The organism is Vibrio hepatarius (assembly GCF_018860525.1).
Lineage (GTDB): Bacteria > Pseudomonadota > Gammaproteobacteria > Enterobacterales > Vibrionaceae > Vibrio > Vibrio hepatarius_B.
The window spans coordinates 98021-113032 of record NZ_JAHKPM010000008.1 but is presented as its reverse complement, the minus strand read 5'-3'; the positions used below and the strand labels follow the sequence as shown (position 1 = coordinate 113032).

12 protein-coding genes are annotated in these 15012 nt (G+C 43.9%); 8 read left to right on the top strand and 4 right to left on the bottom strand.

From position 1 onward, the window contains the following. Positions 1-61: 61 nt before the first annotated feature. The 8 genes from KO511_RS01885 to KO511_RS01845 all read left to right on the top strand — a co-directional run bounded on the left by KO511_RS01885 (position 62) and on the right by KO511_RS01845 (position 10155). Positions 62-2092, top strand: a complete 2031-nt coding sequence (locus KO511_RS01885; RefSeq protein ID WP_215985804.1) for a TonB-dependent receptor — start codon at positions 62-64, stop codon at positions 2090-2092. A gap of 106 nt (positions 2093-2198) precedes the next feature. Next, on the top strand, positions 2199-4352 hold the full coding sequence (locus KO511_RS01880; RefSeq protein ID WP_215985803.1) for a TonB-dependent receptor family protein: 2154 nt from the start codon (positions 2199-2201) through the stop codon (positions 4350-4352). A 157-nt stretch (positions 4353-4509) separates the two neighbouring features. Beyond that, the gene (locus tag KO511_RS01875; protein WP_252724221.1) at positions 4510-5415 is read left to right on the top strand and encodes a Fe(3+) dicitrate ABC transporter substrate-binding protein; all 906 of its coding nucleotides are present in this window, start codon (positions 4510-4512) and stop codon (positions 5413-5415) included. A gap of 125 nt (positions 5416-5540) precedes the next feature. After that, a complete protein-coding gene (locus KO511_RS01870; RefSeq protein WP_252724220.1) occupies positions 5541-6461 on the top strand; it encodes a FecCD family ABC transporter permease in 921 nt (306 codons plus the stop codon). Next, positions 6461-7432, top strand: coding sequence for a FecCD family ABC transporter permease (locus KO511_RS01865; protein WP_215985800.1), 972 nt, complete (start codon positions 6461-6463; stop codon positions 7430-7432). Before KO511_RS01870 ends, KO511_RS01865 begins: the two co-directional genes overlap by 1 nt. A gap of 2 nt (positions 7433-7434) precedes the next feature. Further along, positions 7435-8199: a Fe(3+) dicitrate ABC transporter ATP-binding protein FecE gene (gene fecE, locus KO511_RS01860; RefSeq protein ID WP_215985799.1), complete on the top strand. Its 765-nt coding sequence runs from the start codon at positions 7435-7437 to the stop codon at positions 8197-8199. A 239-nt stretch (positions 8200-8438) separates the two neighbouring features. Continuing rightward, the gene (locus KO511_RS01850; protein ID WP_252724206.1) at positions 8439-9212 is read left to right on the top strand and encodes a hypothetical protein; all 774 of its coding nucleotides are present in this window, start codon (positions 8439-8441) and stop codon (positions 9210-9212) included. Between the two features lie 205 nt (positions 9213-9417). After that, positions 9418-10155 carry an endonuclease gene (locus KO511_RS01845; protein WP_125322876.1) on the top strand — a complete coding sequence of 246 codons (738 nt, stop codon included), beginning with the start codon at positions 9418-9420 and terminating at the stop codon, positions 10153-10155. Positions 10156-10219: 64 nt separating this feature from the next. Here the strand turns inward: KO511_RS01845 and KO511_RS01840 are convergent, their stop codons facing one another. The 4 genes from KO511_RS01840 to KO511_RS01825 all read right to left on the bottom strand — a co-directional run bounded on the left by KO511_RS01840 (position 10220) and on the right by KO511_RS01825 (position 14932). Beyond that, positions 10220-11623 (bottom strand): hypothetical protein, encoded by a 1404-nt coding sequence (locus tag KO511_RS01840; protein WP_215985798.1) that lies wholly within the window; start codon positions 11621-11623, stop codon positions 10220-10222. Positions 11624-12024: 401 nt separating this feature from the next. Beyond that, positions 12025-12156, bottom strand: coding sequence for a putative transporter small subunit (locus KO511_RS01835; protein ID WP_215985797.1), 132 nt, complete (start codon positions 12154-12156; stop codon positions 12025-12027). Then, positions 12144-13808, bottom strand: coding sequence for a sodium:solute symporter family protein (locus KO511_RS01830; protein ID WP_215985796.1), 1665 nt, complete (start codon positions 13806-13808; stop codon positions 12144-12146). The genes KO511_RS01835 and KO511_RS01830 overlap by 13 nt, the downstream gene beginning before the upstream one ends. Positions 13809-13891: 83 nt before the next feature. Further along, the gene (locus KO511_RS01825) at positions 13892-14932 is read right to left on the bottom strand and encodes a zinc-dependent alcohol dehydrogenase family protein (protein ID WP_215985795.1); all 1041 of its coding nucleotides are present in this window, start codon (positions 14930-14932) and stop codon (positions 13892-13894) included. Between the last annotated feature and the right edge of the window lie 80 nt (positions 14933-15012).

The following is a 15012-nucleotide window of genomic DNA, read 5'->3' as shown; positions in this document are numbered from 1 at the left end:
TAAATGAGATTTGTTTTCATTCGCATCGTAGTGGTTGTATAAACAAAAAACGGAATAAAAAATGAACATAAGACTGACCTTGTCCCCGTTGGCTTTCGCTGTTGGAGGAGTCTTGGCTACAGTGGCACCAACCGCCTTTTCGCAAGAACAAGAGATGGCAGACGAAACCTTGCAAGTCATTGGTCATCAGTACCAAGGATATGCTGAGAATATGCCTCAATCTGGGACGAAAACAGATGTGGATTGGTTAGATGTTCCGCAAGCTGTCTCAGTGGTAACACAAACCGAGATGGAAGACAGAGGCGCTGTACGTTTAGTCGATACGCTGGATGGTGTCGCAGGGGTCAATAATACCCTGGGAGAAGGCAGTCGAGATCATTTTGTGATCCGTGGTTTTGATGCGCTTAATGATATGTATCGCGACGGCATGCGTGATGATGGCACTTTACAGTCCTACCGTAGTCTTGCAAATATCGAACGGGTTGAAGTGGTCAAAGGTCCAGCAGGCGCACTTTATGGGCGCGGCTCTGCGGGTGGCATTATCAACTTGGTTACTAAGCGAGCAAACGGTGATAACTTCACAAGCGTCAAGGGCAGTGTAGGCAGCAATAGTCAGTTTGTAGGTCAACTGGATAGTTCGATGACTTTTTCGGATAAGGTTAATGGCCGCATTAATTTAGAACATCGACAAGCCGATTCGTATGTCGATCATGTTGATTCAAGAGATTTCTTTATTGCCCCGACCATTCGAGTCATGCCCAATGGCGGCCACACAATCGACTTTGATATTGAATACGCGCATCAAGAATTGGTGCCTTATCGCGGCGTTCCATCCAAAGACGGTAAACCTGTCGATGTCGCTGAGAGTACTTTCTACGGCGGAACCAATGATTACCAAGAGTCAGATAGCCTGCGTCTTGGAGTGAATTATGAATGGCTGCTAAACAGCGAGTGGACGTGGACAAATCGCGCCGCTTATAACCATATAGAACTGAAACAAAAAGGAACGCGCCAAGGAGTGGTAACAGGGAATGAGGTTTCTCAAACTGTCAATAACTTTGGCTATGATCCTCGAACCACAGCAACACTGCAATCTGAACTGGTATGGGAAACGCACTCAAACCAAATGATGATAGGTGCCGACTACAACCAGATTAATATCGATCTAACGCTTGGAAAAGATGAAGGTATACCGAATAAAGATATTTATAACCCTTTGTCTGGGCCAACACCCGATCCCGGTTTCGCTCCGGCACGTGATAATACCACCACCACGTCAGGTATTTATCTTCAGGATGTGTATACCCTAGGTGACTTGTCGGTTATCGGTAATGTGCGCTACGACGCGATGAAGCTTGAGCAGCAAAAAGTCGGCTCAGCAAAAGAGAATCTTGAAGATAACAAGTTCAGTTATCGTGGTGGTTTGGTTTATCGCATTAGCAGTGATATGTCGGTGTATACGACTTTAGCCCGTTCGTGGCAATTGCCTTATGCGGGAACTTTTATTAAGCCTACATTAGCTGAATTCTTTCAAACCGATCTTAAGGAAGTCGGCGCAAAAGCTTATCTACTCGATAATGCCTTGATGCTTAATGCCGCTGTGTTCCAAATTGATCAAGAGCGACCTCAAACCAATACAAACGGTGATGTGACAAGCAAAATCGACCAACGCCACCAAGGCTTTGAGCTTGAAGCGCGCGGTCAAATCACAAAGCAGTGGGATGTCTCTGTCGGCTACAGCTATCTGGATGCCGAAGTCAAAGCAACCGGCAAAAAGCCCAACGATGTGTCCGATCACTTGTTCTCACTTTGGAGTAGCTATCAGTTTGATGACAACTGGCGTATGGGTGGTGGCGTGAAATATGTTGGCGATCGTTATGCTGGTGATAACGAAGCGGTTGCATTGGGTGACTATACCACAGTTGATTTGATGGCAGCGTACACAACGGGTCGCCATAAGATTCAAGCCAATGCTTATAACGTGTTTGATGAGAAATACATTATCGGCGCGACAGATGGTACAAGTGGCTTAAACCAAGTGGGTTACGGAGCCCCAGCAGAATTTATGCTCAGCTACGGATATCAATTCTAATTTTTTCTCAGCATATTAGCGAATTTTTTGCCTCAACTTGAGGCTATTTAGCCCATGGGATCAATGTCTAGATCTTGGTCCTATTTTGCCTTTAAAGGAGATTTCCATGTTTAATCAGAACTTGGATAGTAAACCTCAGACATCAGCACCAAAACAAGCGCAGCAGACGCTGCGCCTAAGCGTGCTGGCAACCGCCATCGCTTCAGTGACTTCTATGAGTGCCATTGCTGCCAATGACACTCAAACTAGCGAGGTGGAAACCCTTGTTGTAACGGGCAGTTTGATCGGCCACTCTGAGCTAGAGGATGTGAAAGAATATCCTGGTGCTCGCAACATTTTGACTCAAGATCAAATTAAGAAAACGTCCGCATTATCGATTGACTCGGCGCTGCAAAGTGTTCCAGGAATTAAAGTTCAAGACGAGACAGGCACAGGTGTACTACCTAATATCTCGGTTCGTGGCTTGAAGGCCAGCCGAAGTGGTCATGCACAGTTTCTTATGGATGGCGTACCCCTGACTCTGGCTCCCTATGCCCATACAGGGCAATCTATTTTCCCAGCCACGATGGCAACGCTTGATAGAATAGACATTGTGCGCGGCGGCGCGGCGGTACAATTCGGTCCCAATAATGTCGGCGGCGTGATCAACTTAGTGACCAAACCCATTCCACATCAATGGCAAACGGAAATCAGTAACCGTTTGACTGTTTTTGAAGATGGCGACAAGCCACTGAACGATGTATATCTGCGCACAGGAGGTTGGCTAAGTGATACGCTTGCGCTTCAAGTGGAAGGTAACTTCTTAACCGGTGAAAGCTTTCGAGAGCACTCAGATACCGATGTAACTAACTTCCAAGCCAAGTTGCAGTGGCTACTAAGCGATACTCAAGAATTGCAAGCCTTCGTTCAGCGCTATGATGCTGACACCCAAATGCCAGGCGCTTTAGCGCCAGCCGATTATGACGATGATCGCACCCAATCCAAGCGTCCATATGATGAATATCAAGGGGAGTCCACACGTTGGAGCCTTAAGTATTTGCATGATCTCGCCATTGCAGACGGCGCTGAGTTAGAGATACTGACTTTTGGTCACAATTCGGATCGCTTTTTCCAGTGGGGTTTTAGTGAACTTGCTGACGACTGGGCTGACCCATCACAACCTTCAACCCATATCCGTACTTCACCGCGTCAGTTTGAAGTTTATGGCATTGAGCCTAAGTTGGCCATTTACGTTGCAGGCCCAAGTGTAACGCAAAATTGGATCCTTGGCGCCCGTTACGTAAACGAAGATATTGATTATAAATTGACCCATACTTCAATCGCTGACGGTTCAACAACGGTACCTCGTGATTGGCATTCAGACACTGACGCGTATGCGGGTTACGTCAGTAATGAAATTGGCTTATTTAACGATAGATTCAAAGTTACGCCAGGCATTCGTTATGAGTTCGTCAATATGACATTTAATGATTTTGGCGAAGCGACAACTACAGATAACAAAGTCACTGAGTGGTTACCTGGCTTAACGCTTGCGTACAACCTTACCGAGCAGTGGGTCGCCTATAGCAATGCGCAAAAGTCTTTGCGTGCGCCGCAAATCGCCTATATTCGTGGCAAAGGCGAAGAGGGCAGTGAGCTTGCTTGGAACTATGAGTTAGGCGCTCGCTATACCCAAGATTCCACCAGTTTTAATGTTGCGCTTTATCGAATTGATTTTAAAGATCAGTTGGTATGGAATCCCACCACTCAATACTTCGACAATGTGGGTAAGACGCTTCATCAAGGGATTGAGCTTTCAGGGCGCTATGTTCCTGAATCTCTGCCTGCTTTAAGCTTAGGCGGTGGTTATACCTACTTAGATGCGACGTTGGAGGAAGAAAACATTGTTAAAGGCTATAAAAAAGGGAATCAGCTTGAGTATACCTCTAAACACCAGCTTAACTGGGATGCCACTTACACCTTTAGCAAGTTAGAGGCGACCCTGTCTGGTTACTACTTCAGTGATGCATATTCGGAAAACGCAAACATCAGCCAAGAAGATTCCATCGGCAAAGCGGGTAAAATCCCTGCCTATATGGTGTGGAACTTGAATATAGGTTCTGACTTGTATAAGGATGAAAACAGCAAACTGCGGATGAACCTTGGTGTCAATAACCTGTTTGATGAAGATTATTATTTCCGAGGCATTGATACTAGCCCAATAGGGCGTTATCCAGCACCAGGTCGAACCTATATTTTGGATCTTAATTACCAGTTTTAACATTTAAAATTCTGAAACTGTTGACAAATATACAGTCGCCAATACTCTTGGCGACTTTGATGGTTTTAGCGTTAAAGGAAAGTTAGCTATGAATAACCACGCTCGACGTTTGTTACCGCATCGATTGTTTCTAAACTCATTTCGGCCTTTGGCTGGGATGCTGCTACATAAGCCATTAGGATCTGTTATGGCTATGTTGCTGGTTACTTTATCTTCTTTTACAACTTCAGCTAGCCCTAGAACCATACAAGATGAGCAAGGCGTGTTTGAAATTGATACCACGCCGCAGCGAGTTGTGGTGTTGGAGTTCTCTTTTGTCGATGCATTGGCTGCGGTGGGCGTGTCACCTGTCGGCGTTGCCGATGATAACGACGCTTCTCGGGTGATTCCTGCGGTGCGCAAGCTCATCAAACCATGGAAATCCGTGGGTATGCGCGCTCAACCAAGTTTAGAAGCAATTGCGGTTTTAAAGCCGGATTTGATCATTGCCGATGCTGAGCGCCACCGCACGGTTTTAAAAGATTTGCAACGAATCGCGCCTACACTACTGCTTAAGAGTCGTGGCGAAACCTACCAAGAGAATTTGGAGTCGGCACGCAAAATTGGCGTAGCGCTTGATAAGCAGTCTGCCATGGAGCAAAGAATTGAGCGTCACCAGCAAACTATGGCGGAATTTAAGGGGTATTTTTCTCTCAAGCAAACTATTCAATTTGCCGTGGTGTCAGATAAAGGTATGTGGCTACATAGCCCAGCCTCTTATGCCGGTGGCGTGCTGACAACATTAGGGATTTCAAGTCCTATCAAAGAGCAAACCAACAAAGCGTACCTGCCGACCAGTTTTGAACTCTTGCTAAAAACCAATCCAGATTGGCTACTGTTGGGAGCTTATTCTCATCCTAATGTGATTAATGATTGGCAGAAAAACCCACTGTTTACTCTACTAACATCGGCAAAAAATAAACGCGTTGTTGAAGTGTCACCTGAGCTTTGGTCACTAAATAGGGGCATGTTGGCCGCTGAGCAAATGGCTACAGACCTTGAGCAGATTTTGGACCCCTCATGAGTACTGGGGTGCTGTTAAACCGCGGGCTTGATGTTAAGCATAAACGCTCGCTGAGTTTTGCTTGGCGAGTCATTTTGTTGGTCGGATTGGTATCGAGTTTGGCCTTTTGTGGCTATATTGCCTCTATGCTTGGCTGGTCGAGCTTTACACTGACCGCTTCCGACTTGATTGATTATTGGTTTGCGTATGATGAAGCTAATATGACGCACCAGATATTAGCCACGCTCAGAGCGCCAAGGGCTTATGCTGGGCTATTAATTGGCGCAGGCCTTGCTGTGTCAGGCCTTCTGATGCAAGGTTTAACCCGAAACCCTTTAGCGTCTCCTTCAATTCTTGGTATTAACGCAGGCGCCGCATGTTTTATGGCGCTTGCGTCTGTTGGTCTGCCCATCCTTTCTGAGCTAAACCCTATTATTAATGCCGTTTGTGGCGCTTTGCTAAGTACTATTACAGTGATGTTTCTTGGCGGCTTTTTCTCTGCTCGCTCTCATCCTTTACGTCTAGTGTTAGCTGGCATTGCAATTAGCGCGCTTCTTGTTGGCATTACACGAGCGGCATTAATCCTTGGCGATGATATGGCTTATAGCGTATTACATTGGCTGACTGGATCCTTATCGACCGTAGACAATAATCAATGGCAGCAGCTTTGGCCGCCAGTTTTGGTTGGGTTGATATTAGCAATTGTCCTTGCCCGTAATCTCAATGTGTTGGCGTTGGGAGATGAAGTCGCGATTGGCTTAGGGAGTAATATCTGGCTCACTCGCGTGTTAAGTGGAGCCGCGATTGTATTGTTAGCTGGTTCAAGCGTTGCCATTGCTGGCCCAATTGGTTTTGTTGGCTTGTTAGTCCCTCATTTAATTCGGCCGATTATTGGCCACAACTATCATTTGTTGATCCCTATTTCAGCGCTTGCTGGCGCGGCTCTTGTGGCATGGTCAGATGCGATATCAAGGGCCATTGCTTTTCCGACCGAAACCCCTGTAGGAGTGATCACTGCTTTAATTGGCACGCCGTGCTTTATTTTGCTTGCGATGAGGAGAGCCTGATGCATCACAGGACAAAGCTATTTTTCTTATTTGGCCTACTTATGTTGGTAGCATCCACAGGTCTATTTGTGGGCGCTGCATCGCTGAGCGTGTCACAAGTCATTGAACATTTGCTTGCATTGTCGAGCGATGACTTTGTGATTCATCAGTACCGATTGCCACGCGCTCTTCTGGCGATTAGTGTCGGCGCTGGTCTTGGGCTCTCTGGCGTGTTGGTGCAAGGAGTGATACGCAACCCCTTGGCTTCTCCTGACCTGATGGGTATTAGTGCTGGAGCGGGTCTTGCGGCCACAATTTGCTTAGTTCTGTTTCCAAGTGCGCCAGTGAATATCTTGCCTTTGGTTGCCATGTTGGGTGGCATTTTGGCTGCGGGGCTGATTGCATTATTGGCTTGGTGGTCGCAACCAACGCCGGCAAAACTTGCGCTCATTGGTATTGCGGTCAGTGCGTTTCTGGCAAGCGGGATCGACTTTTTACTTATCACCAATCCTCTAGAAATTAATACAGCAATGGTTTGGCTCACTGGTAGTCTTTGGGGAAGAAATTGGCAGCAAGTGCCTTTTATTTGGGGGGCCTTATCCATACTGCTGCCGTTTGCTTTTTGGCTAGCGTGGCGTTTAGATGTCATGGGACTTGGCGAAGAAAGTGCAACCACGCTTGGAACAACCCCAAAGAAAGTTCAGACTTTTGCACTTCTGGCTGCGGTTTTACTGGCCAGCATTAGCGTTTCTGTGGCTGGAACCATCAGCTTTGTCGGGTTACTTGCGCCGCATTTAGCTCGCCTGTTGTTTGGACACGATCATAAAATGTTGATCCCTGCTTCCGCGCTGCTAGGCGCTATTTTAGTCACATGTGCCGATGGTCTCGCTAGAGGTTTACAACCGCCGATTGAACTACCTGCAGGGGTACTTACCTCTGTGATTGGTGCACCTTATTTTATTTTTCTTCTTTATCGTTATCGAGGTTGGTAAGCATGCTTGAAACCAAGAACCTTTCTGTCGCGTATGGAAAACAAACCATTATTGCCAATCTGTCTGTTGCTATCCCCAAGGGAAAAATCACCGCTTTAGTCGGGCCAAATGGGTGTGGTAAATCGACCTTGTTGAAAACTCTTGTCAGAATCAATAAGGCCAAGTCAGGCGAAGTACTTCTTGAAGGCAAAATATTGTCTAGTTATGGCGATAAGGCTCTAGCTCGTTCCTTATCCCTGTTACCACAAATACTGGTGAACCCTGAAGGTATTACTGTTCGAAAACTGGTTGAATATGGTCGTTCTCCCTATGTTTCTCATTGGGGAAGGCTGGCTCAAGTTGATAAAGATATTGTTGAACAAGCCATGCGTGATACTGGCGTGCTGGCATTTGCTGATAAGCCGGTAGATTCTTTGTCAGGAGGGCAAAGGCAAAGAGCATGGATTGCCATGGTGGTAGCGCAAGATACAGATGTTGTGATGTTTGATGAGCCAACGACGTACCTAGATATGTCGCATCAGGTTGAGCTAATGAAGCTGATTCAGCAGATGAATGCTAAGGGTAAAACTGTGGTTGTGGTGTTACACGATCTCAATCAAGCGTGCCGCTATTGCGATCACCTAGTGGTGCTAAAGCAAGGTGAAATTGTAGAGGAAGGCTCGCCTGATGAGGTGATGACGCAGACATTACTTAGTGATGTTTTTGACTTAAAAGCCAATGTGTTCCGTGATCCTATTTCCAATACGCCTATGTGTGTAGCAATTTAGCAAGATTATATATTGAAATCGTTATAGTTTTTCTTTATTTATCTATCGAATAAATAATTTTTTTTACTATGGTTTTTATCATAAATCCTAAGTTTCTGTTCAGATCTTAAGCGTTGTGAGCTTTTTACTATTGATAGTGTGCTTTTAATTAGGTGATCTATCACTTAGTGATGGTGAAAGCATTAAGCGGGCAAAAATACTGTTACTGTGTTTTTTATTTACAGTGGCAGTGTACTTATATGCGTTATCAATCCTCACCTGGCGATTCCAGCGAACAAAGACAAGAAACCACCAGAGAACGTGCAGAGCGTCAACGTTTAGAACGAAGAGCTGAATTGACGTTTACCGCAAGTGATGAAAAGCGTTGGGCGGAAAATCGCGAGAGAGTGCTCCGTGAAAGGAGAGCCTCTGAACCTAAAAAGTCACCAGAGAGAAAATCACGGCCTGAAGATGATGCAAAAAAAGATCTGTATTTTATTGGTTATCATGGCACTAGTGAAAAGTCAGCAGTGAATATCATCAACACCGGAGTGCGCAGGGAATGCTTACCACCAACTGGACAAATTGGTCCTGGCTTTTATGTGGCTAAGGTGAAAGGTAAGTTACCCGACTGGGGAGCTTCGCTTGCAACCGAGCCTGAGCGTTCTCAAGAGATAGAGAAAGCAAAGCAAGAGATGACGACTTGGCAAAAAATGTTGAGTTACGTTTCGGGGAATTATCAAGAGCCAGATTTTAGCGACAAAGCAAAAAAAACGATTTTAAAAATCTATTCTACACAGCCACTCAAGCAGTGTAAGTGGAGTATCATGAACCCGCCAGACTTAAGTGTTTGGCAAGCAATACTTGATGATGCACCATCTTCAAGAAGTGAAGCGCTTGATGACTTAATCAAAGAGCGCTCTGTGTGGCTACAAATGGTTGTTTCTCCCGACGAGTTACCTTTCCTAGTGGCTTTTCGTGATGACGGAAAAGCTGAGCAACCTACTCACTGGGAGAGCAATGAAGCGCCATAAAAACGGCCATTCTATCTCCCTTAATAGTAGACTTTCAGCTTGGAAAAACATTTTATGTAGCCAACCTTTAATTCTTCAGTAATTTCTCTCCAAACAGATAATTTATCGGATAATATTGGGCTGGCCTACTATATCTCTTCATTCTTCCATATGGTAAATTTGTAATTGATATGTTTGATTTTTATTAATTGGAGCTATCGAACAGATGTTAGTAGCGAGATGTGTTGTGTTGTGGTTTGCGCTGCTTCCTCACGTAGTTTTTGCTTTGGGGAATACCCATATTGAGTCTTTCAGTAAGGCTAAACAGTTGATGCAGAAGGAGATCTTTGTTGGTGATGCGATTCAGCGTACTTTGTATTGTGATGCGTCGTTTAATATCAACAAGTACGTCACTTTGCCAGAAGGTTTTACGACTGACAAATATCGTGGACGTTTAAATAAATGGGAAGCTGAACATATTGTCCCAGCAGAGAACTTTGGACGAGCTTTCCCTGCTTGGCGTGATGGACATCCTGATTGTGTTGACAGTAAAGGTAAGGCATTTAAAGGCCGCAATTGTGCGTCTAAAGTGAGCAAGGATTATCGTTTAATGCAGGCTGATATGTTCAACTTGTATCCAGCAATTGGTAGCGTTAATGCACAAAGACAAAATTATAATTTTGTTATGTTGGCAAATAGTACATCAAGTTTTGGTAGTTGTGATATGAGAATTGACGCTAAAAAAGTACAACCACCTGAGAATGCACGAGGAAAGATAGCGAGGGCTTACCTTTACATGGAAGCTGTTTATCCTATTTATCAGATGAGTGGCTCCCAACGTAAGCTTATGAATGCTTGGGATAGTCAATATCCTATGACAAACGTTGAATGTGAAATTGGTAAACGGATAAGTGCAGCGCAGCAGTCATCTAATCCTATACTTGAGCAGCGTTGCCCTTTATAAATGACCACCCCTAAAATGGTACAGAGGGGTGGTTATTCGTTGACTTAATTAGTCGATAATATAGTTAAAATGGACTCTCGATAAGGTAATCAAAGTTTGGACTTTGGTTTCCTGCCGCATCAAATCCATACACACAAACTTTTAGTGGTACTGATTGGATACGGATAGGGTTTCTTCTATATTGAATATAACGAGCATCATCACAGTCAATCTCGTCTGGGTTACCCCAAGCTAGCCAGTAATCAGAATACTCAGGAACCATAAAGATAGGTTCAAAGCCAATAGGTGTCACGTTAAGTATCGGCTTGGTTGAAGGGGCTGTATTATCGACTTGGACTTGGACTACATTTGGTGCAGATGCATTATCATTTTCCCCTATGATGCAGTATTGATGAATGCCTTCTTTGTTGATATCTATCTTGGTTTCGCTGAAGTTGACTTGGCTTGCGTCTATTGGAGCGCTGTAGCCAGAAAGATCCTGACAAGTTTGAGTGTTATCAGATAATAAGATGTTTTTATAGCGTATTTTACTTTCGCTGTTGACGGTGAATTTCCACTGTTTATACCTAGAGTTCTCACCACTGAATATGTAAGGGTAGTTAGCGATATTGATGTTGCTGGACTTAGGTAATGGACAGCCTGGACTATTTAATGCAAAGGTTCCGCTTGAATTGAAGCATTGCTTTAGGTCTTGAATAGGAACAACGTAATTCTTGTTTTTCTTAACGTGAGCACCTTCGCCATCAACCGCGCAAGGATTGCCACTGTAGCAAGTTTTTCCGACAGCAGTATTAGTGGTGGTGTTAATTAGTCCGACCATGTTTTGATTGTTATCGAATACTGGTGATCCTGAGCTCCCTGAAGAAATCCCTTGGCAGTTATTCTCATTAAAGTCATACCAATGCCAATAGCCTTCAATCACATTAAATGTATCTCCAGATTCACAATGTGATAGCTGTAATGCCCCTACGTCGATAGGAACACCAGCAACGGTTATGGCTGTTTCAGAAGGTAGCGAATCTTGGGAAATCCGATAGGGTGTTAAGCCTTGTGCGATTAATTGAGCGACAGTTTGATCTGACGATAACACTGAGATATCTACCCCTTTCATCGTTGAGTACAAGACTTTATTAATGCCAACTGAAATTGTCTCTCCAGCCTCTATTGAGTCTTGGAAGTAGTTAAATTTAGCCGTGTAGTTTACAGCTTTTCCGACAGTTACATCGTTGCTTGCTGAAGAGCTAAAAGCATTTTGGCTACAGTGCCCATTCGATAGGAAAGTGGCTGGTGCATTGATATTGTCGCTAAATTGTACAAAAGATAATGTACAAGTCATGTTGCCACTGAGTTTACCTATAGAGCGATAGAATGAGTTTCCACCGCTTTCGGGTAATTCAGTATTTTGGGTCGCCGAGACAAAGGGAGAAGTAAGACAAAGTGCGGCGATATAAAGTGTATGTTGTTTCATTAACATGCCTCTAAAATCAATATTGTTAGGAATGGATAGGGAATGAACATGCAAAAAGTACTTGCTCACTATTTTATGATTTGAAATCTTTTTGGTTAAGCTTGTGGTGTTGGTTGCTCCGATTTTGGTGTGTGAATGTCAGGTGCATATAAAAAATAATGTGTTTACTTTTATGTTGGCTTTTTCATAAGCAACTTATTTATATGCAGCTTTAATCTTTTTGTGTTTTTAGGCAATTGGTTGTTTTTTGGAGTTTGGAACAGGCTCAGGCTTTTTGAATCCTAACAACTGCCTGTTCAATGAAATATTGACTTGTAGAGATAAATAAAAGGCTGGCGCAATATCTTCATCCAAGCATCTGGTTATCAGGGCTCACCGTACGAAGAGCCCTGAGATTGACACTAGACTAGTTCTTTACCTTCTTTTTTAGCTTTGCGAATATCTCGATAGAGGCTGACACACAAAAGCACCATAACGCTCAGCGCCATTACAGGCCAAATTAGGACATATAAAGTTAATGCTAGACTTGACATTGTGGTACTCCTTCTAGCTCTTTACCGCGTGTGTCTGCCTTATTAAAGGAAACAACATCATTACCAATACTATTGAAATCAAAGTGCTCTTTAGATCTCAAGCTTAGCACTACGCACACTAGGGTACTGGCACCATAAGCGGTCATTGAACTTAACAATACGGGGTAATCACGTAGTGAATCTAAAGCAAAAGGTGCGATGCTAATAAAAGCAATGCCTCCAATGATACAGGCTGCTCTAAAACCAAAGAATCCAAATGCCATTAAACCAATCACAACGCCTCCCCCCATAGATGCCATCCACTCGAAGAACAAGGCTGCTAATCCTTGCAGCTCGATGAACTCAAACCGAGTAATGATAAACATCCCAAAGCCGGTAATGGCAGCACTGGTAAAGGCGAGATTACTCACTCGGTCCCAATATAGGCTCGCTATCACAGGGAAGACTATCGCCCCCCAGAGGGCTCCGACAAAGACCAGCATGGTCAAAATATCAAACTTTAAACATGCCAGTAGCATGGCTGAAAAAGTGGCTGTAACCATAGTCAGACGACCAATAAAGAGCATGGTTTTGGGTTTGATTTTACCTTTTGACAAGTGCTTACCATAGATATCAGTCATCACGAGCGCTGACAGCGCCGATAGATCAGAATCTGCTGTCGAGGAAAGTGAGCCAATAACCATAATAAAAAACAAACCAACTAAAAATGGTGAAAGGTAGGTTGCCGCCATTTGTGGTATTAGATTGTTGTAATTACCGTCCTGAGGAGTGATCCCAGCAAGGAGAGCGAGAAATCCCAACATACCGAGCCCTATAACAATAGAGGCATAACCAAAGGTTGCGGTAATAAAAGTTGGTTTTAAGAGATCTTCTCTTACTGCAAAAAGGCGCTGGGCAATAGTTTGGTTTCCAATCGCATAGGCAAGGACGGCGACAAAGTAGGGAGCACCTTGTTCTAGTATTGCTGTCTTTGAGTAAAAGCTGGATTGTTCCTTGGTAATTAGTTGCATTCCAGATTCAAATAAATTGCTTCCACCAAGTTGGAAAAATATAATCGGGATAATAACTACTGCTGCAAAGATCATTGCTACCACCTGACCAAAATCAGTTGTGACAGAAGAGCGGAACCCAGACCATATGGTGTAGCTGAGCACGCCGACTCCAGCAATAATGACACCATGGATAAAGCTCAATGGAGACAGTATTTCTAGCAGCGCACCAGCGGCTGTAAAATTTACCGTTAAACTTATCAGGCTTCCAACTATGTTAGAGCCAGCCATGATCATCTGGCTGGCACTGCCGTGGCGAGCGTGCATGATCTCTGCAAGGGTATGCGCTTTTGGGGCGATTTGTCTGAATCTTTTTCCAAATGGATAGATGAAGAAAATCATCAAAGCCCCCCAAAAGCCATAGTGGAGCGCGCCTGATAAGCCGTATTTATACCCGGAAGTGGCCGCAGCATAAAAAGAGGCTGCCCATATCCATGTGGCTGTCATACTGGCTGCTGCCATACCAAACCCTATGGAATTATTGGAGACCATATAGCCATCAACATTCTCTTCTTTTCTTGCCAGTGTGAGTGAAACAAGAAAAGTTAACCCATAAAAACAGAGCAACAAAATTAATGCTGTCTGAGTAGACATTTGATACATCTCTTTTCCTTATTTCTCTTGTACAGAGAAATCTCTGGTTGGAAAAGTGAACTCCAGAAGAGTCTCTCGAGTTCACAAAGCTTCTAGCTGTTAGTGATCATCACTTTTAGAGCGTTATGCTTTTCTGCATTGATGAAGGTATCGTATGCCTTTTCGGTTTCGTTGAGCTCGAAATGGTGGGTACATAGTTTTTCTGGGTGTAAGTGGCCGGCGCGAATTAGTTTAATAAGTGCGGGAGTGGTATAAGTATGTACAAGCCCAGCAGTCATGGTGAAATTTCGCTTCCACATATCTTCGAGGTTAATTGTTGCAGGTTTTCCGTGCACACCCAGAACCGCGATATTGCCCCCTGGGCGGACGAGTTTCTGAGACATGTCCCAACCCGCAGGAATTCCGATTGCTTCAATAACAACATCCACTCCAATATCATCGGTAATATCTAGGATCTGTTGAACAGCGGTATTTTCTGAGTTGTTAATTGTATGGGTTGCGCCCAACTGTTTTGCTGCCTCTAAACGGTGAGGGTTGTTATCGATGGCGTATATTTTACTGGGTGAAAAGAGTTGAGCTGACATTAAAGCAGCCAAACCTACTGGACCACAGCCTATGATGGCGACAGAATCGGCTGGTTTTAATTTTCCATCCAATACCCCTACTTCATAGCCAGTTGGAAAAATATCGCTTAAGAAGACTAATGATTCTGAATCTATATCTTCTGGTGCATGAAATAAACTATTATCACCATAAGGAATTCTTACATATTCAGCTTGGCATCCATCAATTTCATTTCCCAATATCCAGCCTCCATTTAGGCACTGACCAAATAGAGACTTTTGGCACATCGAGCAACTACCGCATGAAGTAATACAAGAAATGATAACTCGATCCCCAGGCTTAAATTTGCTGACACGACTACCACACTCTTCTACAATGCCAACCCCTTCATGGCCAAGAATAGTATCGTTTTTAAATGTAGACACGTTACCTCTTAATATATGAAGATCAGTGCCGCAAATTGTAGTTTTCTCAACTTTAACTATAACGTCACTGTCATCAATTAAAGTTGGTTGCGGTCTTTCTTGAAGGGAGTGATTGCCTTTATCGTCCATTACATAAGCTTTCATGTTATTTCACCTTTTCAATGATTAAATATGGAAAATATCGTTATATATTATTTATCTGTATAAGCCGATCTTTTAAAAAT